The sequence below is a fragment of the Mycobacterium sp. Dal123C01 genome, assembly GCF_052566995.1.
Genome location: NZ_CP199580.1, coordinates 1,477,925 through 1,497,708, shown reverse-complemented (window position 1 = coordinate 1,497,708; position 19,784 = coordinate 1,477,925). Strand labels below are relative to the sequence as shown.

Below are 19,784 nucleotides of genomic sequence, written 5' to 3'. Positions count from 1 at the left end.
TGTCTAGTCTGATTCAGGAACGGGCGGCGTAGGTTGATTTGCCGCGAAGGCACCCGTGAAGAGGGCTCATGTCGTCCTTAATGCCAGCAGCCCAAGCAGACTCGAACGCTATGTACACGTCGTCCAGTCCGCCGAATGCCGATGGCGTGATCGAAAGGGCGGGCGGCTGGGTAGAATCCGCGGAGCCAGGTTGCTAGAGTGCCGTCAATGGGACAGAAAAACGTCGACGACCAGAAATGTTCGATCGCCCGCACACTCACCCTCCTCGGTGAACGATGGACCCTACTGATCCTGCGGGAAGCGCTGGCAGGAAAGACCCGCTTCGCCGATTTCGAACGCAAACTCGGCCTGCCCGCAGACACACTGGCAGACCGCCTGTCCACTCTGGTCGACTACGGCATCATGACCCGCGGGTCTTACCAGGAGCCGGGACAACGCAGCCGGCCGTCCTATCACCTAACCGCCATCGGTCGCGAACTCCACGTTGTCATCGGCGCACTCTCGGATTGGGGCGACAAGCATCTGCCCTGCGAGGAAGGCCCCAGCATGTTCCGCAAAGCCAGGCGCACCGGACGTGCGGTGCGCGTCGGATTCATCGACGAACTCGGCTATGAAATTCATCCGGACGATGTCGCCATCTACGCCGCAGGGAGTCCAGATCGCGACATCGCGGTGACTCGGCCCGCACCGACTGACCAGCCCCAGTTGCCGGGCCCACCAGGGCGCCCGTTGCAGCCAATGCAAAAGTAATCAACTACCCGCGATTTCTCGCCGGCAGTTGTGGCGGTGGCGGAGGGATTTGAACCCTCGGACGGTTTTGCCGTCACACGCTTTCGAGGCGTGCTCCTTAGGCCGCTCGGACACGCCACCGCCGAGCAGCTTACCCAACCAGGCGCCACTCACCCCAATCGCTGGCGGGCGAAGAACGCTTCCAGCGGCGCGGCGCACTCCCGCTCGAGCACCCCGCCGCGTACCTGCGGGCGGTGATTGAGCCGACGGTCGCGCACCACGTCCCACAGCGATCCGACTGCTCCGGTCTTGGGTTCCCACGCGCCGAACACCAGCCGCGCGACGCGCGCCAGGACCAAGGCGCCGGCGCACATGGTGCACGGTTCGACGGTGACCGCGAGCGTGGCCCCCTCCAGCCGCCACCCGTCACCAAGCACCGCGGCCGCCGCCCGCATCGCCAAGACTTCGGCGTGCGCGGTCGGATCACCAAGGGCCTCACGGGCATTGGCCGCCCGGGCGAGTTCGGTTCCGTCGGCAGCGACGATCACCGCACCGATCGGCACGTCGCGTGGGCCCGCCGCTGCGGAGGCCTCCAGCGCGGCGCGGATCAGATCTTCGTCAGTGGTCACCGACCGAGGCGGTCGATCACCGCCGACAGCTGGTCGGCGAAGCCCATCTCGCGGGCGATGCGGCCCAATTGCTCGTCGGCGTAGAGGTCGCTCTCATCGAGGATGACGCCCAGCACTGCTTCGGGCAGCCCGATGTCGGACAGCAACCCCAGGTCGCCCTCTTCGAACGGTTCGGCGTCCTCGAGGTCTTCGGGATCGATGTCGGCGTCCAGATTGTCGAGGACTTCGGCGGCAATGTCGTAGTCCAGTGCGGCGGTGGCGTCCGACAGGAACAACTTGGTCCCCGAGGGCGCGGGGCGCACGATGACGAAGAACTCGTCGTCGACATCGAGGAGCCCAAACACCGCTCCTGCACTACGCAGTTCACGCAGTTCTGTTTCGGCGGCAGCCAGGCTCGTCAGCGATTTGGGGGCCAGCACAGAACAACGCCATTGGCCCTCTTCGCGAACGACGGCGACGCCAAAGCCGTCCGGTGTGTCCACGGACGGGCCTTGCGTTGCGGCCCGCTCTCGTCCCATGGGCGCCTACGCTAGTCGTTGACCAGGCTGCTTGACCAGACAACGCAGACCAGCGTGGGGACCTCGAGCCGCGGCCATCCACCAGACTGTGCCAACCTTGGACTGTGGCTCGGACTGCGACGAGGACCCCGGTGTGTGTGCTCGGGTTGGGACTTATCGGCGGTTCGATAATGCGAGCCGCCGCGGCTGCCGGCCGCGAGGTATTCGGCTACAACCGCTCGGTGGAGGGCGCGCACGGCGCGCTCGCCGACGGCTTTGACGCCACGACCCAACTCGCCGACACGCTGACCCGCGCCGCCGACACGGGCGCATTGATTGTGCTGGCCGTGCCGATGCCGGCGCTGCCGACGATGCTTGCCCACGTCGCCGAATTGGCTCCCAGATGCCCGCTCACCGACGTCACCAGCGTCAAAACGGCGGTGCTCGACGAGGTCGCCGCGGCCGGTCTGCGGGAACGCTTCGTCGGCGGTCACCCGATGACGGGCACCGAAAGCTCGGGGTGGTCGGCCGGCCACGCCAGCTTGTTCACGGCGGCCCCGTGGGTGGTCAGCGTCGACGAACACGTGGACCCGGTGGTGTGGTGGAACGTGATGACGCTGGCGTTGGATTGCGGCTCGGTGGTGGTGCCGGCCAAATCCGACGAGCACGACGCCGCGGCCGCTGCCATCTCGCATCTGCCGCACCTGCTCGCCGAGGCCCTGGCGGTGACCGCAGCGGAGGTGCCGCTGGCCTTCGCGCTGGCCGCCGGGTCTTTCCGGGACGGCACCCGGGTGGCCGGCAGCTCCCCGGACCTCGTGCGGGCGATGTGCGAAGCCAACACGAGCCGCCTGCTGACCGCGGTCGACAAGATGATCGACCTGCTCGGCCGCGCCCGCGACTCGCTGGACTGGGACAACTCGGTTGCCGAACTCGTCGAGGCGGGTCATGCTGCGCGCACGCGCTACGACCGCTTTCCGCGCTCCGACATCTTCACGGTCGTGATCGGCGCGGACAACTGGCGCGAGGAACTGGCCGCTGCCGGCCGGGCGGGCGGGGTGATCAGATCCGCTCTGCCAATCCGGGATAGTCCACGATGAACCCGCCGGCGTCGACGCTCACGGTGGTGTCGGCGACCGGCGAATGCAATTTGATCCCGTCGAGGCCTCCCGCGCCGGAGTAGCTCACCGTCGCCGGGGTGACCGTCATATCCGGGACGTCGACGTAGACCATCGGCAACGTGATCGCGTCCGCCCGCTCGTGTAGCCCCAGCCGGCGAATGGGCAGCGCATTGAAGAACGGGCTGAACACCACGTCGACGTCGAGTGCGCCGTTATATCCCTCGCGTCGCTCACCCTGGTGGTCGGTGATCATCCACATGTTCTCTTCGTCGCGGGCGATCGCGAGCTGGCGTTCCCGCTCGGCGAGGGTGATCGTCAGGCCGAACCTCTTGGTGGCTCCGCTCTCGTCGGTCTGCAATTCGTAGAAGGCGCCAAATGCCGGGTTGGCCGGGGTTGCCGCGGCCACGATGCGTCCGGTGGCCCTAATTCGCTTGCCAGACACCTGCACTCGCACCGATTCCATGCGGGAGATGTCGGGCGCGCGCCAGGTCAACATCGCGGACCAGACGCGCTCAGTCGGGTCAGAGGGGCTGTTCACACTCCCTACCGTAAGACGTGCCCATTGGCCGCGGCAGGCTGGTCGGCAAGTGCGGTCACCGTCACATCATCGAACCGATGAGGCCTACGCAACCGTCCGGTGCCCGGCACCGAAACCCAGACCGCCAACGCCAGCAGGCCGTCGAGGATCAACGCCAACGCCGCCACCATCAATGCGCCGACCAGAGCGAGCTGGAATTCACGCTCTTTGATCCCGTCGATCAGGTACCGGCCCAGCCCGCCGAGGCTGGCATACGCGGCCACGGTTGCGGTGGCGACCACCTGCAGCGTGGCGTTACGCAGACCGCCGAGAATCAACGGCATCGCATTGGGCACCTCGACGCGCAGCAGCACCTGGGCCTCCGTCATGCCCATCGCCCGCGCCGCATCGACCACCACTGGATCGACGTTGGCGATGCCCGCGTAGGTGCCGGCCAGCAGCGACGGGACACCGAGCAGCATCAGGGCGACCAGCGGGGGCCCGGTCCCCAGCCCGAACAGCAGCACCCCGAGCAGAAGCACTCCGAGCGTCGGCAGTGAGCGCAGCCCGTTGACTGCGCCGACGACCAGCAGCGTGCCGCGGCCGGTGTGGCCGATGATCATTCCGATCGGGATAGCGATCAGCGCCGAGGCGCCCACCGCGACGGCGGTGTACTCCACGTGCTCCAAGATGCGTGCCGCGAGCCCGACGGGTCCGGTCCAGTTGTCGACGGTGAGCAGGTAGGAAACCGCCTGCTGGATGAAGTTCATCGCGCACCACCCACCACCGGGGCCACCAGCGGTCGCCGGCGTGTGGTTTCCCCCGTGCGCGACCAGGGCGTGGCGAGCCGGCCGGCCAGCACAATCAACACATCGATCACGACCGCCAGCACGAACAGCACGATGATGCCGGCCAGGATCTGATCGCTCTTGTCGGTCGCATACCCCTCGGTGAACCAGGTTCCCAGCCCGCCGATGCCAATGACCGAACCCACCGAGACCATCGCGATATTGGTCACCACGACCACGCGCAACCCCGCGACCATGACCGGGATCGACAGCGGCAGTTCAACTTTGAGGATTCGTTTGATGGGCGAGTAGCCGACCGCGGTGGCGGCGTCACTAACCTGAGTCGGCACCGCATCCAGCGCCTCCAGCACCGCGCGCACCATCAGCGCGGTGGTGTAGGCCGTCAGCGCGACCAGGACATTGGCCTCGTCGAGAATCCGGGTTCCGATGATCACCGGCAGGGCCACGAACAGCGCCAGCGACGGAACGGTGAATACGACGCTGGCGGTCGCCGTGGTCAGTCGTCGGGGAATCGGTGCGTGCTGCACCAGCACCCCCAGCGGCACCGCGATCACCAGTCCGATCAGGACCGGCAGCAACGACATCTGCAGGTGGATCACGGTCAGCGTCCACGCATCGCCCAGGTGGGTGAGCAGATAGTGCATGTTCAGGTCCGCCGCTGGGATTCGACCGCGGCCAGCACATCGGCCGCCAGTACCCCGCCGATGACCTTGCCGTCACCGTCGACGGCGATGCCCACTGTCGACGGTGACGACAGCGCCGCATCCAGCGCGTGGCTGAGGTTGCCGCCGGGGCGGAACAACGCGCCGACGCCGCTCATGGCGTCGGACAGCGACGCACCACCGCTGTGCCGCCGCACACCGTCGTCATCGATCCAGCCCAGCGGTAGGCCGTCCTCGTCGAGCACCACCGCCCAGCCGACGAGCGGGCCGCCGCCATTGGTGAGGCCGTTGGCCGGGATGGTGTCGACGGCGTGCAGTGGCAGGCCGGCCGAGTCGATCAGCTGCAGCCACCGATAGCCACGGCCGAGCCCGATGAATCTCGACACGAAGTCGTTGGCCGGCCGCGAAAGCAGTTGGGTGGGTTCGTCGTACTGCTGCAGCACGCCGCCTCGACCGAAGATCGCGACTTGGTCGGCGAGTTTGAGCGCCTCATCGATATCGTGCGTGACGAACACGATGGTTTTGTGCAATTCGCCTTGCAGACGCAGTATTTCGTCCTGAAGCTCGAGGCGAACCACGGGGTCGACGGCCGAGAATGGCTCGTCCATCAACAAGATCGGCGGATCGGCGGCCAGTGCGCGTGCCACACCGATGCGTTGTTGTTCACCGCCGGAAAGCTGCGCCGGATAACGGTTGGCGAGCTTGGCGTCCAGCCCGACGCGTTCGAGCACCTCGTAGGCCGCTTTGCGGGCCGCCCGACGCGACTGCCCCCGCAACACCGGCACCGTCGCAACGTTATCGATGACCCGCTGATGCGGCATCAGTCCGGCGTGCTGAATCACGTAGCCGATTCCGAGCCGGAGTTTCACCGGGTCGACGGTGGAAACGTTTGCCCCGTCGACGGTTACGGTGCCCGAGGTCGGCTCGATCATCCGGTTGATCATCCGCAGCGCTGTCGTTTTGCCGCTGCCGGAGGAACCGACGAAGACCGTCAGCTTGCCGTTCGGGACCGTGAGGCTGAGCCGATCGACGGCAGTGGTCCCGTCGGCGAACACCTTGCTGACATTGTCGAAGATGATCAACGCGCCGCACCCCAGCCGGTCATCATTGCGCAATCGGATGGTTGAAGCCGTTGTCCCGCACCCAGTTTCGCGCCGCCTGGTCAGGATCGGTGCCGGCGTTGCCGGCTACGGCCGCGTTGAGACCGGCCAGGACGGATGTGGTGAGCTTCGCCGAGACCGCGTCCAGGACATTCTTGAGACGATCGGATTTCTTCTGCGAATTCACCAGGGGTACAACGTTGCCGGCCACGAAGTTGTGTTCGGGGTCCTCGAGCACCACCAAATGGTTTTGCGGGATGGCCGGCGAGGTGGTGAAGATATTGGCCGCGGTCACCTTCCCCTGCACCAATGCGCGCACCGTCACCGCACCGCCACCGTCGTTGATGGCGACGAAGTTGCCGGGACTGATGTTGAGCGAGTACTTCTGTCGCAGCCCGGGCAGGCCGGACGGGCGGTTCTCGAAGGAGGAAGGCGCCCCGAATTTCACCTCCGGTGAGTGGGCGGCCAAGTCGGCGATCGTTTTGAGGTTCCACCCGGTCGCGGTTCCACTGGTGACAGTGACCGTATCGGTGTCGGAGGCCGGTGACGGCGTCAGAATCGACAGGTCGCCCGGCAATTTCTGGTAGAGCTCCAATTCGACGGCGTTGAGCATGGTCGCGGTCGAATTGGGGGCGAAGTATCGCAGCAAATTGCCGACATACTCGGGCACTAAATCGATCGAATGGTCTTTGAGCGCTGGGATGTACGTCTCACGGCTACCGATCCCCATCCGCCGTCCAACATCGAAACCGTTGGCCTGCAAGGTTTGTGCGTAAATCTCGGCGAGGATCTGCGACTCCGGGAAGTCCGCGGATCCGACCACGATGGATTTCATGCTGCGGATCGCCGGTGCCAGCGGATCGGTGTTGCTGCAGGACGCGATCAGACACACGGCCGACAACCACACTGCCGCGGGGATGATCGCGCGGTATCCGCGCCGCAACATCCTCATACCGCTGACAGTAACGGCAGAACCAGCCAGGTGCTGTGCCCATTGAGCAGGTCGCGCACGTGGTTTGCGTCGTTTGGTTTCATTCCGCGCAGGATGGGACAAAGATGGATCTATGAGCAGCAACACCCCTGGCCCGCCGAGCCAGCCGCCGCCTGAGCCCCCTCCGGCGCCTCCCCCTCCGCCCGCCCCAGCACCGCACACCGGCGCTAAACCCAAAGACCCGGCCATCGGCTTCACCCGGGCCGGCGCCCTGTGGACGGCATTATTCGCGGGATTCCTGATTCTGATCCTGTTGCTGATCTTCATTACCCAGAACACGACAACGACGCCGTTCCAGTTCTTGTTCTGGCATTGGAGCTTGCCGTTGGGGGTGGCCATCCTGCTGGCGGCCGTGGTCGGCGGCCTGATTACCGTGGCCGTCGGGACCGCACGAATCCTGCAGCTGCGTCGCGTCGCCAAGAAGCAGCACGCCGCGGCAGTGCGCGCCTAGCCGGGCAGCTTGGCCAGCTCGGCCAGGCCACGCGAGATCAACGGGGCGACGACTTCGGGCCTGTGCTCGGAGTCGGCCTTGCCGCTCGCCTGATCCGACATCCGCTGGCGGAAATCGATGCCGGCGGCGATGATGGCGAGCTTGAAGTACGCCAGCGCCATGTAGAACTCCCAATGCGCCAGGGGTAAACCGGCAGCTAGCGAGTACCGGTCGGCTAGCTCGTCGGCCGTTGGCAGCAGGGGCGACGTCCAGGCAGCTTGCGCATTGACGATCAGATCCAGCGCCGGGTCGCGGTACACACACATCAGGGCCGCATCGGACAGCGGGTCCCCCAGCGTCGACAGCTCCCAATCCACCACGGCGCGGACCCGTGTCGGGTCATCGGCGTCCAGGATGGTGTTGTCGATCCGGTAGTCACCATGCACGATCGAGGTGCGGCCCTGCTGCGGAATAGCTTGGTGCAGACCGGAATGCAGTCGTTCGACGTCGGCGTCACGATGGTCGTCGGGCAATCGCACCAGCTCCCATTGGGAACCCCAGCGGCGCACTTGGCGTTCCAGGTAACCGCTGGGCTTGCCGAAATCGGACAGCCCCACGGCATCCGGGTCGACGTTGTGCAAGTCCACGAGTACGCGGATCAACGCGTCAACGCATTTGTCGATCACGGTATGGCTGAAGGCTTCGAGTTGAGCGCGGCGACGCACCACTTGCCCGGCGACGAACTCGACGATCTGGAACGGCGCGCCCAGCACCGAGTCGTCCTCGCATAGCGCGATCGCACGAGCCACCGGAACGGGCGTGTGCTGCAGCCCCGCCACGACCTTGTATTCGCGGGCCATATCGTGCGCCGACGGAGTCAGCCCGTGCAGCGGTGGACGCCGCACCAACCAGTTCGTTTTGTCGTCGTAGACCCGGAACGTCAGATTCGAGCGGCCGCCGGAGATGAAGTCCCCGCGCAATTGGCCGTCGCGCTCGATACCGAGCGAGCGCAGATACCGGTCCAGCGCGGGCAGGTCCAGCCCGTCAAGTCGATCAGCCGAAGTCACCGCACTTTCTTACCATCGCTGGTTGCGCGGCAACAGGTCCCACACGTGTTCGACGCCATTGACTCCCGCCACGGTCGCCTGGCCGGACCTCGAGTACAGCAGCCGGGTGACCGATGCGTAGTCGACGGGAAACGACAACAGCCGCGCCGTCCCGAGGATCTGGTGCAGTAGCAGGTTGATCACGCCACCGTGACTGAATACCGCGACGGTGTCTTCGGGATCGGCGGTGGCAACCAGATCGTCCACTGCCGCGAGCACCCGCGCCCGGAACGCGTCTTCGTCGACCGCGCTGGGCAGATGGCCCTGTGCCAGTCGCTCCCACTCCTTGGGGTTTTCCGCTCGGATCTGCTCGACCGGGATATACACGGGAAGGTCGCGGTCGTATTCGGCGAATCGCTGGTCAATTTCGACGGGCAGGTCCCGGGCCGCCGCGACCGGTTCGGCGGTCTGGACGGCGCGTCGCTGCGGGCTGCTGACCACCCGGGAGATCGGGAACCTGGCAAGCGCCTCGGGTAGGCGCGCGATCTGGGCCACCCCCTCGTCCGACAAGTCCGGGTCGGAACCCTGGCCGTGTTCGCTGCGCAGCGGCAACGCATGCCGGACCAGAAGCACTTGCATGTTTCTCCCTGTCGTCGCAGTGGCCGGTTCGCCAGTTTCTCATCGCACCCTGCCGAGGCGCGCGGCCGTCTCCTAATCTGCAATAGAGGCCTGATCTCTAGGAGGACACATGACCCAGCCGAGCATGGATTGGGACGCCGCCTACCGACAAGAGGCACCACCACCATGGAGCATCGGCCGCCCGCAGCCGGAGCTGGCGGTGCTGATCGATCAAGGCAAGGTCCGCGGCGAGGTGCTGGACGCCGGCTGTGGCCACGCCGCCCTGGCACTGGCCCTCGCCGCGCGTGGCTACACAGTTGTCGGGCTGGACGCCAGCGCGACTGCGGTCGACGCCGCGGTCGCGGCCGCCGCCGAACAAGGACTGACAACAGCGACTTTCGCACAGGCCGACGTCACTACCTTCGGTGGCTATGACGGCCGCTTCTCCACCATCCTGGACAGCGGTCTGTTCCACGCCCTGCCGCCCGAGGGGCGCCAGAACTATCTGCAGTCGATCTTTCGGGCCGCCGCACCCGGGGCAGCGCTCTACATCCTGGCGTTCGCCGCCGGGGCGCTAGGCGAACAAGCCGGCCGGCCCGGTCCTCGTGGCTTTACCGAGGTCGAGTTGCGCGACGCCGTCTCGACGCTGTGGCTAGTCGATGAGATCCGGCCCGCGAAGGTCTACGGCAACGCCGCCGCGCTCGATGCGGCGCTGCCGAACGCCGAAGATGACAACGAAGGACATTTCATGGTGCCGGGATTCCTGCTCAGCGCGCACAAGTCCGACTAGGGGCGGCCGTGGAGAATGCTATTCTCCACACTGAGAGTGGGGTGTGCGGAACAATGACGACTGCTGGTGAGACCCAACTGGACCCAGGTGTCCTCGGTCGATGGCTGGACGCCAACGACGTTCCGGGAAGCGGCGAAGAACTGCTCCTGGAGCAGCTCAAGGGCGGTTCGCAGAACACCTTGTACCTGATTGCGCGCGGTACCGAGCGCATGGTGTTGCGGATGCCCGGTGCCCGAGCGGATGCGGCCCGCATCGACGGCTTGCTGCGGGAGATCCGGCTGGTGCGTGCGCTGTCCGGCACCGATGTACCGCACGCCGAGCTGATTGCCGCCGACGACACCGGCACCGTGCTCGGCATGCCGTTCTATGTGATGCGGGCGATCGACGGCTGGAGCCCGATGGACGGCGGGTGGCAGCCACCGTTCGACACCGACCTCGCCGCGCGACGCGGGCTGGCGTTCGAACTCGTCGAAGGCGCCGCCAAGCTGGGCCGAGTCGACTGGCGCGGCCAAGGGCTCGACGGCTTCGGCCGACCGGACGGGTTCCACGATCGGCAGGTGGATCGCTGGCTGGCGTTTCTCGAGGCCTACAAGGTGCGCGAGCTGCCCGGCCTGAACGAAGCCGCCGATTGGCTGCGGCGCAACCGGCCCACGGAGTACAAGCCGGGCATCATGCACGGCGACTATCAGTTCGCCAACGTGATGTTCGCGCACGGAAGCCAGGCTCGACTCGCCGCGATCGTGGACTGGGAGATGACGACGGTCGGGGATCCGCTACTGGATCTTGCCTGGGCGCTGTTGGGCTACGACGGCGACAACCCGCGGGACGACGGGTTTTATCTGGATATGAGTGGCATGCCGACGCGCAGCGAATTGCTGCAGCACTACGAGAAGGTCAGCGGGCTATCCACCGAGAACATCGATTACTACTTGGTGTTGGCCAACTGGAAACTCGGCATCGTGCTGGAGAAGACCTACGCCGCCGGGGTACGCACCGGAAAAGTAGACCCCAAGATCACCGACGCCTTCGGGCCGATGATCCTGGAGCTGATCGCGAAGGCAGCCGAACTGGCGCGCACTTTGCCTTCTAGGCCGACTGGAGCCTGCTGAAATGGGTTACGCCGATCAGCTTTTCGACCTCACTGATCGCGTGGTGCTGATCACCGGCGGCAGCCGTGGGCTGGGACGGGAAATGGCGTTCGCCGCCGCGCACTGCGGCGCCGACGTGGTGATCGCCAGCCGCAACTTCGACAACTGCGTGGCCGCGGCGAAGGAGATCGAGGCCGAGACCGGACGCGCGGCCATGCCCTACGAGGTGCACGTCGGACGCTGGGACCAACTCGACGGATTGGTCGACGCCACCTACGGGCGGTTCGGCAAGGTCGACACCTTGATCAACAACGCGGGCATGTCCCCGCTCTACGACAAGCTGAGCAACGTCACCGAGAAGCTGTTCGACGCGGTGGTCAACCTGAATCTCAAAGGGCCGTTTCGCTTATCGGCGTTGGTGGGTGAGCGGATGGTGGCCGCCGGCAGCGGGTCGATCATCAACGTGAGCTCCACCGGGTCGCTGCGCCCGAACGGCGGCATCATTCCCTACGCCGCCGCCAAGGCCGGGCTCAACGCCATGACCGAAGGACTGGCACAGGCTTTCGGGCCGACAGTACGGGTCAACACGCTGATGGCCGGGCCGTACTTGACCGACGTCAGCAAGGCGTGGGATCTCAGCGGGGGCAACAATTTCAGTCACCACTTCTTGAAACGCGCCGGCGATCCGCGCGAAATCGTCGGCGCCGCACTGTTCTTGGCTTCCGACGCGTCCAGTTTCACCACCGGTTCGATCCTGCGGACCGACGGCGGAATTCCCTGAACGTGGCGACCGCAAGCGCGGCGGAGCCGGGTGAACCGGGTCGCCACAATGAACGAGTAGGAGTATTCGAATGTCTTGGGACTTCTCTACCGAACCGGAGTTCGAGAAGAAGCTCGCCTGGGTCCGCGAGTTCGTGCGCGAAGAGGTGGAGCCGTTGGAGGTGCTGTTCCCCGGCTGCGAGTTCTTGCCGCTCAACGACGAGCGCCGGCGGATCGTCGATCCGCTCAAGCAGCAGGTCCGCGACAATGGCTTGTGGGCACCGCATCTGGGCCCGGAACTGGGCGGGCAGGGCTTCGGTGCGGTCAAGCTGACGTTGATCAACGAGATTCTGGGCCGCAGCCCCTGGGCGCCGATCGTTTTCGGAACCCAGGCGCCCGATACCGGCAACGCGGAGATCATCGCGCGCTTCGGTACCCAAGATCAGAAGGACCGCTATCTGGCCGAACTGCTGTCCGGCGAGATATTTTCCTGCTTCTCGATGACTGAACCGCAGGGCGGTGCCGATCCGCGGGTCTTCACCACTCGCGCGGTCCGCGACGGGGATGACTGGGTGATCACCGGACGAAAGTACTTCTCCTCCAACGCCTCTGTCGCATCTTTCTTCATCGTCGTCGCGATTACCGATCCGGATGTGCCCGTCCATCGTGGAGCCTCGACGTTCCTGATTCCCGCCGGCACCGAAGGGCTGACCCTAGAGGCCAACCACCACCTGGTGGGGGCGGACCCGCACGAACCGGGGCATTCCCTGGTGCACTACGACGGGGTGCGGGTGGGATCGGACGCGTTGCTCGGCGAAGCCGGTCAGGGCTTCCTGATCCTGCAGACCCGATTGGCCGGGGGGCGGCTGCATCACGCGATGCGGGCCATCGGGATGGCGCAGCGTGCTGTCGAGATGATGTCGCGGCGCGCGAAAAGCCGATACACCCAAGGGAGCTCGCTGGCCGATAAGCAGCTGGTGCAAGAATTCGTCGCCGACTCGTATACCGACCTGATCCCATTTCGGCTAACCGTGCTGCACGCCGCGTGGCTGATCGACAGCGGCGACGAGCAGGGCGCGCGCGCCGAGATCGGCGCCTGCAAGATCCTGGCCTCCCAGGTGTTGAAATCGATTGCGCTGCGCGCGATTCAGGTACACGGCGCGCTTGGGTTGACCGACCAGCTGCCGCTGGTCAACGTGCTACTGGGCGGCATCGCGCTGGGTCTGGCCGACGGACCCACCGAGGCACACAAGGTCAACCTGGCCCGGATGCTGCTCAAGGGCTACGACGCCGAAGAAGGTGACTGGCCCAGCGAAATGCTGGAAGTGCGCCGCGCGGCGGCCCGGGAAAAGTACGGCGCCCTCGTCGGTAGCGTTCCGGCGCACCCACATTCGCCATGACCAACAGAGTAGCCGCGGCCGTCGAGCGCGCCCTCGATGACCGGCAGCGGGGTGCTACCGAGGAGGTCGAACGCATCCTGGCCGCCGCGGTGCGGGTGATGGAACGGGTCGCACCCGAGGCGCCCCGCGTCAGCGACATCGTTGCCGAGGCCAGGTCGTCCAACAAGGCGTTCTACCGCTATTTCGCCGGCAAGGACGAGGTCATCCTGGCAGTGATGGAGCGCGGGGTCGGCATCGTGGTGTCTTACCTTCAGCATCAGATGGCCAAAGAGTCGCAGCCTCGGGACAAGATTGCCCGGTGGATCGAGGGAACCCTGGCGCAAGTCGCCGAGCCCGACCTGATCAGGAAAAGCCGCGCGGCGGCCGGTCAGATGGCGGCCCACACCAATTGGCGCACGGGCGACGAGGATATGATGCGGCCGCTGCGGGATCTGCTGGTCGATCCGGTTGCGGCGCTTGGGAGTAGCGACGTGGAACGCGACGTCCAAGCCGTGTTCTGCTGCACGGCGGCGACGATGCGTCGATACATGGGCTCGGCGGATAGGCCCGAGCCCGACGACATCACACACGTGGTGCGGTTCTGTCTCAACGGGCTGGGGGTCAACTGATGCGCGCTGTGGTGTGTCGCTCCTACGGCGCGCCGGAGGATCTGGTTATCGACGATGTGCCGGACCCGGTGCCGGGCCCCGGTCAGCTGCTGGTGCGGGTCCATGCCGCGGCGGTCAATTTCCCCGACGTGCTGTTCATCGCCGGCAAGTACCAGGTGAAGATTCCGCCGCCGTTCATACCGGGTAACGAGATCGCCGGGGAGGTGATTGCCGCCGGTGAAGGCGCGCGACTCAGCCCGGGACAGCGAGTATCGGGAACCACTTTCGGAGCGTTCGCCGAACAGGCGCTGCTCGACGCGAGTCAGGCGGAGCTCATGCCCGACGACGCCGACTTCGCGTCGGCCGCGGCCTTCGGCGTGACCTACCGCACCGCGTATCACGCATTACGCTCGACTGCCGCTGTCGCCGAGGGAGATTGGGTGGTGGTGCTGGGCGCCGCAGGCGGCGTTGGGCTGGCCGCCGTCGATCTGGGAGTCGCGATGGGGGCTCGCGTGCTGGCTGCGGCGTCGAGTCCGGAAAAGCTCGAGCTGTGCCAGCAGCGCGGTGCCGAGGCCATCGTGGACTACGACCGGGAGGACCTGAAAACTCGCATCCGTGAACTCACCGGCGATGCCGCACGGGTGGTGCTGGACCCGGTTGGCGGATCGTATTCGGAGCCGGCACTGCGCGGTCTCGCCCGCGGCGGCACCTTCGTCACCCTGGGCTATGCGGCTGGCACGATTCCGGCCATTCCGCTCAATCTCATTCTGCTCAAAGATATCTGCGTGCGCGGCATGGAGATCCGCACCTTCATGGCCGACCGGCCCGACGACGCCGCGCGCGACGTACAGGAGTTGGCGCAGATGTTCGCCGCCGGCACCGTTCGGCCCTACATCGGCGCACGATTCCCGTTGTCCGAAACTCCGGCGGCGTTGCGACACGTGGCCGACCGCAAGGTCTTGGGCAAGGTGGTCATCGACGTCGCGTGATCGTGACGGCTGCCAGCGGATGGGGCGGCTACGGCGTGACGATGTTGAACGTCGGGTCCGGTTTGTCGAGCACATCCAGCAACGTCTGCAATGCCGATTGGTCTCCAGAGATGTCGAGCCCGGCTGAGGTGACGTCGCCCATCGCCACCGCCAACAGGCGAGACTTGGTGTCCAGCTTGACCGTAACGGTTGCCGTCGCGGGGTTGGCGGCCACTTTGCGGTAGACGAGCACCCCGTTGCGTAGGGCGAGCCGATAGTTGACTGCCAGGTCGGCGAAAGCGATATCGATCGCGATATCGAGGTCCCAGCTGCGCGGTCCGTTGACGCTGATGGCAAGGCTGTCGAAGATTTGCTCGGGCGTCAGTTGACTGAGCATCGACATTGAGGTGGCCGTGGTAGCGGTGCCGAAGTTTCCATCGCGCAATTCGGTTGCCCCGCTTAGGAAGAAGTTGCGCCATGTCGCATTCTCGGCGCCGTAGGCCAGTTGCTCCAAAGTATCCGCGTACAGCGCGCGAGCCGCGCCGTGATCGCTGTCGGTGAAGATCGCGTGATCGAGCAACGTTGCGGACCAACGGAAATCACCAGCATCGAAAGCCGTCTGGGCAAGCCCGACCACCCGATCGATCCCACCCATCGCGTCGACATAACGGGGGGCGAGGGCCTCCGGGGGATGCGGCCACAGCCGGCCCGGGTTGCCGTCGAACCAACCCATGTAGCGTTGGTAGACAGCCTTGACGTTATGGCTGACGGATCCGTAATACCCGTGGGTATGCCACGCTCGGTCCAAAGCGGGTGGCATCTGGAACATTTCGGCGATTTCAGCCCCGCTGTAGCCTTGGTTGAGCAGCCGAAGTGTCTGGTCGTGCAGGTAGGCGTACAGGTCGCGTTGCAGCGACAAGAACTCGACGATGCTCTCGTGTCCCCAGGTGGGCCAGTGATGCGAAGCGAACACCACGTCGGCGCGGCCGGCGAACGTGTCGATGGCTTCGGTGAGATAGCCCGCCCAGGCGTGCGGGTCACGCACCAGCGCGCCGCGCAGGGTCAGCAGGTTGTGCAGATTGTGGGTCGCATTCTCGGCCATGCACAACGCGCGGAAACGTGGGAAATAGAAATGCATTTCAGCGGGAGCCTCGGTGCCCGGCGCCATCTGAAACTCGATCTCCACACCATCGATCGTGTGCTTCTCACCGGTTTCCCGAATGTCGATGGTCGGGACGATGATGGCCACCTCGCCGGTGGACGGGGCCTGGCCAAGCCCGCAACCGACCTGCCCCTGGGGTCCGCGTCCCAGCAAGGTGCCGTACATGTACGTGGCCCGGCGCGTCATCGCCGTGCCCGCGTAGATGTTCTCCTGGACAGCGTGCGCGGTGAACCCCTCCGGTGCCAGCACCGCCACCTTTCCCGCGTCCACCTCTTCCTGCGACGTAACGCCCAGCACACCGCCGAAATGGTCGACGTGACTGTGGGTGTAGATCACCGCTACGACGGGTCGGTCACCGCCCCGATGCGTGCGATAAAACGCCAGCGCCGCGGCGGCTACCTCGGTGGAGACCAGCGGGTCGATGACGATGATTCCGGTGTCGCCCTCGATGAAGCTGATGTTGGAGAGGTCGAATCCGCGGACCTGATACACGCCCGGCACCACCTCGTAGAGGCCTTGTTTGGCGGCGAGCGTCGATTGCCGCCACAGGCTGGGGTGCACCGACGTCGGCGCGGGACCGTCGAGGAAAGAGTAGGAGTCGTTGTCCCACACCACCCGTCCGTCGGCCGCCTTGATGACGCAGGGAGACAGGGACGCGATGAGTCCGCGATCGGCATTGTCGAAATCCGTTGTGTCATCCCAGGGCAGCTCATGTTCGCCATGCGCCGACTCGATGACCGCGGTGGGAGGTTTGTGGTCCACCGGCAATACCTTGCCATTAACGCCCCCTTGCCGGATAGGACCTGCTGAGAGCAGGCCGGTTAACCGAAACGAAACAATTTCCCGTAACCACTTCTCTACGACCCGGCAAACCCGCATACTGCCGAGAGGGCCCTCCACCCTCGGAGGACCGCTACATCGGCAAAGGAGCACAGGTGAAGCGTGAACTGACGATTGCTGTAGCTGGGGCGGCGATCCTGGCCGCGGCTATTTCCGGCTGTTCGAGCGACAAGAAAAGTACGAGTGGGTCCTCCTCGGGTGCAAACACTTCGGCCAGCTCCAGCGGAGGTGGCGGAACGAAGGTGATCATCGACGGGAAAGACCAGAACGTAACCGGCTCGGTCGTGTGCACAACGGCAGGCGGCAACGTCAACATCGCGATCGGTGGCGCCGCGACCGGCATCGCCGCCGTGCTCACCGACGCCAACCCCCCGGGAGTGACGTCCGTCGGACTTGGCAACGTCAACGGCGTGACGCTCGCGTATGCGGCCGGCAGCGGGGGCAATGCCTCGGCGACCAAGGATGGCAACAAGTACAAGATCACCGGTAATGCCACTGGCGTTGATATGGCGAACCCGACGCAACCGGTGAACAAGCCCTTCGAGATCGACGTAACCTGCTCTAGCTAGGCGAGTCTGCGGGCGGTTGCCACCCGTTGAGTGGCAACCGCACCGTGAACTCGGTACGACCAGGCGCGCTGTCGACAGTGATCGTCCCGTTGTGTGCTTTGACGACGGCGGACACGATCGCCAGTCCCAGTCCGGTGCTGCCGCCCTTGCGGGAGCGCGAGGTATCGCCACGGGCGAACCGTTCGAACACCTCTGACTGCAGTGCTGCCGGAATGCCGGGGCCGTTGTCGATCACCTGCAGCACGCTCTGCGTCGGCTCGGCGCTCAACCGCGTCGTGACGACGGTCCCCGCGCTGGTGTGGATGCGCGCGTTGGCAAGCAGATTGGTCAACACCTGGTGTAGCCGCGCCGCGTCGCCGGTGACGACCACCGGTTCCTCGGGCAGGTCGAGCTCCCACTGGTGATCCGGTCCCGCGACGTGTGCGTCGCTGACCGCGTCCACCGCAACCTGGGTCAGGTCAACCGGCTCGCGTTCCAGTGGCCGGCCCGAGTCCAGGCGGGCCAATAGCAGTAAGTCCTCGACGAGACGCGTGATCCGGTCGGTCTCGGACGCGACGCGGCTCATCGCGTGTGCCACCGCCTCGCGATCGTCGCCCATGCGTTGGGTGAGTTCGGTATAGCCGCGAATTGCGGCCAGCGGTGTGCGAAGTTCGTGACTCGCGTCGGCGACGAACTGGCGCACCCGGGTCTCGCTGGCCTGCCGCGCCGACAGTGCGGCCACGATGTGGTCGAGCATCCGGTTCAGCGCCGACCCGAGTTGGCCCACCTCGGTGGCGGGGTTGGCGTCGGACTCGGGAACCCGCACCGGCATTTCGACCTCACCGCGGTCCAATTGCAGGTCGGAAACCCTGCGCGCGGTTTGCGCGACGCGGCGCAACGGCGCCAGTGCTCGCCTGGTGATGATCATCCCGGCGATCGTGGCTGCCGCCAGCGCGATTACGGTAACGATCCCGAAGATGACCAGCATCTGCAGCAGCGTGGCGTCGACGTCGGACATTGACAGTCCGGTGACGATCACGTCGCCGCCGCGCCGGCTCGGGGCGGCCACGACGCGGTACCGGCCGAGGCCGTCGAGATCCAGGGTTACCGGCTCGCGGCTAGCGGCGATCGCCGCCAGTTGCGCCTGGGCCTTGTCGGTCAGCGCGGCCCGGGAACCAATGCTGGTCAGGTAGCCGGCGTCGACCGTCTTGCCGCCGCTGACCACGGCGGCGACCATGCCCGCCGGCTGGCCGGGGGCATCGAGGAACCGTGGGCCGGGGCCGGGGCGCGGGTAATACGAGTGTTCGTGGCGCCACCCCGGACGGTTCGGTTCGGGGTACATCAGCGCCGAGCGATGCGAGGTCCCGCCAAGTTGGCCGTCGAGCTGTCGCACCAAGTGGTGGTTCAGCGAGAGTTCGGTTGCCGCGGTGATCCCGATACAGACCAAGGCGAGCACAACGACCTGTCCGACCAAAAGCCGCAGCCGAAGCGACCAGTCTCGCCGTGTCCTAGCGGGCTGGCTTGAGGACATAACCCGCACCGCGCAGCGTGTGGATCATAGGGTCGCGGCCATTGTCGATCTTCTTGCGTAAGTAGGAGATATACAGCTCGACGATGTTGGACCGGCCACCGAAGTCATAGCTCCATACCCGATCAAGGATCTGCGCCTTGCTCAGCACCCGTTTTGAATTGCGCATCATGAACCGCAGCAGCTCAAACTCGGTGGAGGTCAACGAAATCGGCTCACCGGCGCGAGTCACCTCGTGGCTGTCCTCGTCCAACACCAAGTCGCCGACCACGAGCTGCGCGCCACTGTCCATCGTCGTCACCCCGGTGCGCCGCAACAACGCGCGCAACCGCAGCACGACCTCTTCGATGCTGAACGGTTTGGTGACGTAGTCGTCGCCACCCGCGGTCAACCCCGCGATGCGGTCTTCCACCGCGTCCTTGGCTGTCAGCAGCAGCACCGGCAGCTGCGGATTCTCTTCGCGCAGTTTGTGCAATACATCGAGCCCGCTCATATCGGGCAACATCACGTCGAGCACAACGACGTCGGGCCGCTGGGTACGGGCCGAGGCAATCGCCGACGATCCGTCACCGGCGGTGGCGATATTCCAGCCCTCGTACCGCAACGCCATCGACACCATTTCGGCCAAGACGGATTCGTCGTCGACGACCAGCACGTTGATCGGATTGCCATCCGCGCGGCACATGACAACGCGCTCTACGGAGGTTCGAGGCTGCGTCACACGTTCCAGTATCCGCGCTCGACTGGGCTGCCGCTATGACATTCCTTTGTGTGTCCTGTGAAACAGACAAACGACCTTGCGGCGCGGTTCCTAGTACCAGTAACGCCTGCCGCCGACCGGGCGGCCCACCGAGCCGAGGATCCATAACACCGCGCCGATAACGAGGAGGACGATACCGATCGTCCACAACAAAGGAATGGCGAACAGATAGCCAAGAATGAGCAGAACGATACCCAAAACGATCATG

Annotated in this window: 23 protein-coding genes and 1 tRNA gene; 10 read left to right on the top strand and 14 right to left on the bottom strand. The window is 65.6% G+C overall.

The window, feature by feature from the left end:
* Positions 1–207: 207 nt before the first annotated feature.
* A complete protein-coding gene (locus ACTXG5_RS07110; protein WP_445163009.1) occupies positions 208–750 on the top strand; it encodes a winged helix-turn-helix transcriptional regulator in 543 nt (180 codons plus the stop codon).
* Positions 751–781: 31 nt separating this feature from the next.
* Here ACTXG5_RS07110 and ACTXG5_RS07105 read toward each other — a convergent pair.
* The 3 genes from ACTXG5_RS07105 to ACTXG5_RS07095 all read right to left on the bottom strand — a co-directional run bounded on the left by ACTXG5_RS07105 (position 782) and on the right by ACTXG5_RS07095 (position 1,876).
* Positions 782–870: transfer RNA gene (locus ACTXG5_RS07105), tRNA-Ser, on the bottom strand.
* Between the two features lie 29 nt (positions 871–899).
* The gene (locus tag ACTXG5_RS07100; protein ID WP_445163008.1) at positions 900–1,358 is read right to left on the bottom strand and encodes a nucleoside deaminase; all 459 of its coding nucleotides are present in this window, start codon (positions 1,356–1,358) and stop codon (positions 900–902) included.
* On the bottom strand, positions 1,355–1,876 hold the full coding sequence (locus ACTXG5_RS07095; protein WP_445163007.1) for a tRNA adenosine deaminase-associated protein: 522 nt from the start codon (positions 1,874–1,876) through the stop codon (positions 1,355–1,357). The genes ACTXG5_RS07100 and ACTXG5_RS07095 overlap by 4 nt, the downstream gene beginning before the upstream one ends.
* Positions 1,877–2,007: 131 nt before the next feature.
* Here ACTXG5_RS07095 and ACTXG5_RS07090 point away from each other — a divergent pair, with 131 nt between their 5' ends.
* Positions 2,008–2,952 (top strand): prephenate dehydrogenase, encoded by a 945-nt coding sequence (locus ACTXG5_RS07090; protein WP_445164297.1) that lies wholly within the window; start codon positions 2,008–2,010, stop codon positions 2,950–2,952.
* Here the strand turns inward: ACTXG5_RS07090 and ACTXG5_RS07085 are convergent.
* The 5 genes from ACTXG5_RS07085 to ACTXG5_RS07065 are packed head-to-tail and all read right to left on the bottom strand — an operon-like array spanning position 2,915 to position 7,013.
* On the bottom strand, positions 2,915–3,469 hold the full coding sequence (locus ACTXG5_RS07085; RefSeq protein ID WP_445164296.1) for a putative glycolipid-binding domain-containing protein: 555 nt from the start codon (positions 3,467–3,469) through the stop codon (positions 2,915–2,917). The two genes, ACTXG5_RS07090 and ACTXG5_RS07085, sit on opposite strands and share 38 nt — an antisense overlap.
* Before the next feature lie 47 nt (positions 3,470–3,516).
* The gene (locus ACTXG5_RS07080; RefSeq protein ID WP_445163006.1) at positions 3,517–4,260 is read right to left on the bottom strand and encodes an ABC transporter permease; all 744 of its coding nucleotides are present in this window, start codon (positions 4,258–4,260) and stop codon (positions 3,517–3,519) included.
* Positions 4,257–4,943 carry an ABC transporter permease gene (locus ACTXG5_RS07075; protein ID WP_445163005.1) on the bottom strand — a complete coding sequence of 229 codons (687 nt, stop codon included), beginning with the start codon at positions 4,941–4,943 and terminating at the stop codon, positions 4,257–4,259. Before ACTXG5_RS07075 ends, ACTXG5_RS07080 begins: the two co-directional genes overlap by 4 nt.
* A gap of 2 nt (positions 4,944–4,945) precedes the next feature.
* The gene (locus ACTXG5_RS07070) at positions 4,946–6,043 is read right to left on the bottom strand and encodes an ABC transporter ATP-binding protein (RefSeq protein ID WP_445164295.1); all 1,098 of its coding nucleotides are present in this window, start codon (positions 6,041–6,043) and stop codon (positions 4,946–4,948) included.
* A 22-nt stretch (positions 6,044–6,065) separates the two neighbouring features.
* On the bottom strand, positions 6,066–7,013 hold the full coding sequence (locus ACTXG5_RS07065; protein ID WP_445163004.1) for an ABC transporter substrate-binding protein: 948 nt from the start codon (positions 7,011–7,013) through the stop codon (positions 6,066–6,068).
* Positions 7,014–7,125: 112 nt separating this feature from the next.
* On the opposite strand from ACTXG5_RS07065, the gene ACTXG5_RS07060 reads away from it, so the two are divergent.
* Complete coding sequence (locus ACTXG5_RS07060) at positions 7,126–7,503, top strand: LapA family protein (RefSeq protein WP_445163003.1); 378 nt, start codon at positions 7,126–7,128, stop codon at positions 7,501–7,503.
* Here the strand turns inward: ACTXG5_RS07060 and ACTXG5_RS07055 are convergent.
* Together ACTXG5_RS07055 and ACTXG5_RS07050 are read right to left on the bottom strand one after the other, a co-directional pair.
* Entirely contained in the window at positions 7,500–8,549 is a 1,050-nt protein-coding gene (locus ACTXG5_RS07055; RefSeq protein ID WP_445163002.1) for a phosphotransferase family protein, read from the bottom strand. The two genes, ACTXG5_RS07060 and ACTXG5_RS07055, sit on opposite strands and share 4 nt — an antisense overlap.
* Before the next feature lie 9 nt (positions 8,550–8,558).
* Entirely contained in the window at positions 8,559–9,167 is a 609-nt protein-coding gene (locus ACTXG5_RS07050) for a histidine phosphatase family protein (RefSeq protein WP_445163001.1), read from the bottom strand.
* A gap of 109 nt (positions 9,168–9,276) precedes the next feature.
* Here ACTXG5_RS07050 and ACTXG5_RS07045 point away from each other — a divergent pair, with 109 nt between their 5' ends.
* The 6 genes from ACTXG5_RS07045 (at position 9,277) to ACTXG5_RS07020 (ending at position 14,759) form a co-directional block, all read left to right on the top strand.
* Positions 9,277–9,936 carry a class I SAM-dependent methyltransferase gene (locus ACTXG5_RS07045; protein ID WP_445163000.1) on the top strand — a complete coding sequence of 220 codons (660 nt, stop codon included), beginning with the start codon at positions 9,277–9,279 and terminating at the stop codon, positions 9,934–9,936.
* Positions 9,937–9,989: 53 nt separating this feature from the next.
* Entirely contained in the window at positions 9,990–11,045 is a 1,056-nt protein-coding gene (locus ACTXG5_RS07040) for a phosphotransferase family protein (protein ID WP_445162999.1), read from the top strand.
* A 1-nt stretch (position 11,046) separates the two neighbouring features.
* Entirely contained in the window at positions 11,047–11,805 is a 759-nt protein-coding gene (locus ACTXG5_RS07035; protein WP_445162998.1) for an SDR family NAD(P)-dependent oxidoreductase, read from the top strand.
* A gap of 70 nt (positions 11,806–11,875) precedes the next feature.
* Positions 11,876–13,183: an acyl-CoA dehydrogenase family protein gene (locus ACTXG5_RS07030; protein WP_445162997.1), complete on the top strand. Its 1,308-nt coding sequence runs from the start codon at positions 11,876–11,878 to the stop codon at positions 13,181–13,183.
* Positions 13,180–13,791, top strand: coding sequence for a TetR/AcrR family transcriptional regulator (locus ACTXG5_RS07025; RefSeq protein WP_445162996.1), 612 nt, complete (start codon positions 13,180–13,182; stop codon positions 13,789–13,791). Before ACTXG5_RS07030 ends, ACTXG5_RS07025 begins: the two co-directional genes overlap by 4 nt.
* Positions 13,791–14,759 carry an NADPH:quinone oxidoreductase family protein gene (locus tag ACTXG5_RS07020; RefSeq protein WP_445162995.1) on the top strand — a complete coding sequence of 323 codons (969 nt, stop codon included), beginning with the start codon at positions 13,791–13,793 and terminating at the stop codon, positions 14,757–14,759. The genes ACTXG5_RS07025 and ACTXG5_RS07020 overlap by 1 nt, the downstream gene beginning before the upstream one ends.
* A gap of 28 nt (positions 14,760–14,787) precedes the next feature.
* On the opposite strand, the gene ACTXG5_RS07015 is transcribed toward ACTXG5_RS07020, so the two are convergent.
* On the bottom strand, positions 14,788–16,668 hold the full coding sequence (locus ACTXG5_RS07015) for an alkyl/aryl-sulfatase (protein ID WP_445162994.1): 1,881 nt from the start codon (positions 16,666–16,668) through the stop codon (positions 14,788–14,790).
* 167 nt (positions 16,669–16,835) lie between these two features.
* Between ACTXG5_RS07015 and ACTXG5_RS07010 the strand changes: the two genes are divergently transcribed.
* Positions 16,836–17,309, top strand: coding sequence for a lipoprotein LpqH (locus tag ACTXG5_RS07010; RefSeq protein WP_445162993.1), 474 nt, complete (start codon positions 16,836–16,838; stop codon positions 17,307–17,309).
* Here ACTXG5_RS07010 and ACTXG5_RS07005 read toward each other — a convergent pair.
* The 3 genes from ACTXG5_RS07005 to ACTXG5_RS06995 form a co-directional block, all read right to left on the bottom strand.
* Positions 17,302–18,819, bottom strand: a complete 1,518-nt coding sequence (locus ACTXG5_RS07005; RefSeq protein WP_445162992.1) for a sensor histidine kinase — start codon at positions 18,817–18,819, stop codon at positions 17,302–17,304. The genes ACTXG5_RS07010 and ACTXG5_RS07005 overlap by 8 nt on opposite strands.
* On the bottom strand, positions 18,797–19,501 hold the full coding sequence (locus ACTXG5_RS07000; protein ID WP_445164294.1) for a response regulator transcription factor: 705 nt from the start codon (positions 19,499–19,501) through the stop codon (positions 18,797–18,799). The genes ACTXG5_RS07005 and ACTXG5_RS07000 overlap by 23 nt, the downstream gene beginning before the upstream one ends.
* Positions 19,502–19,627: 126 nt before the next feature.
* Entirely contained in the window at positions 19,628–19,783 is a 156-nt protein-coding gene (locus ACTXG5_RS06995; RefSeq protein WP_445162991.1) for a DUF6131 family protein, read from the bottom strand.
* Position 19,784: the final 1 nt, after the last annotated feature.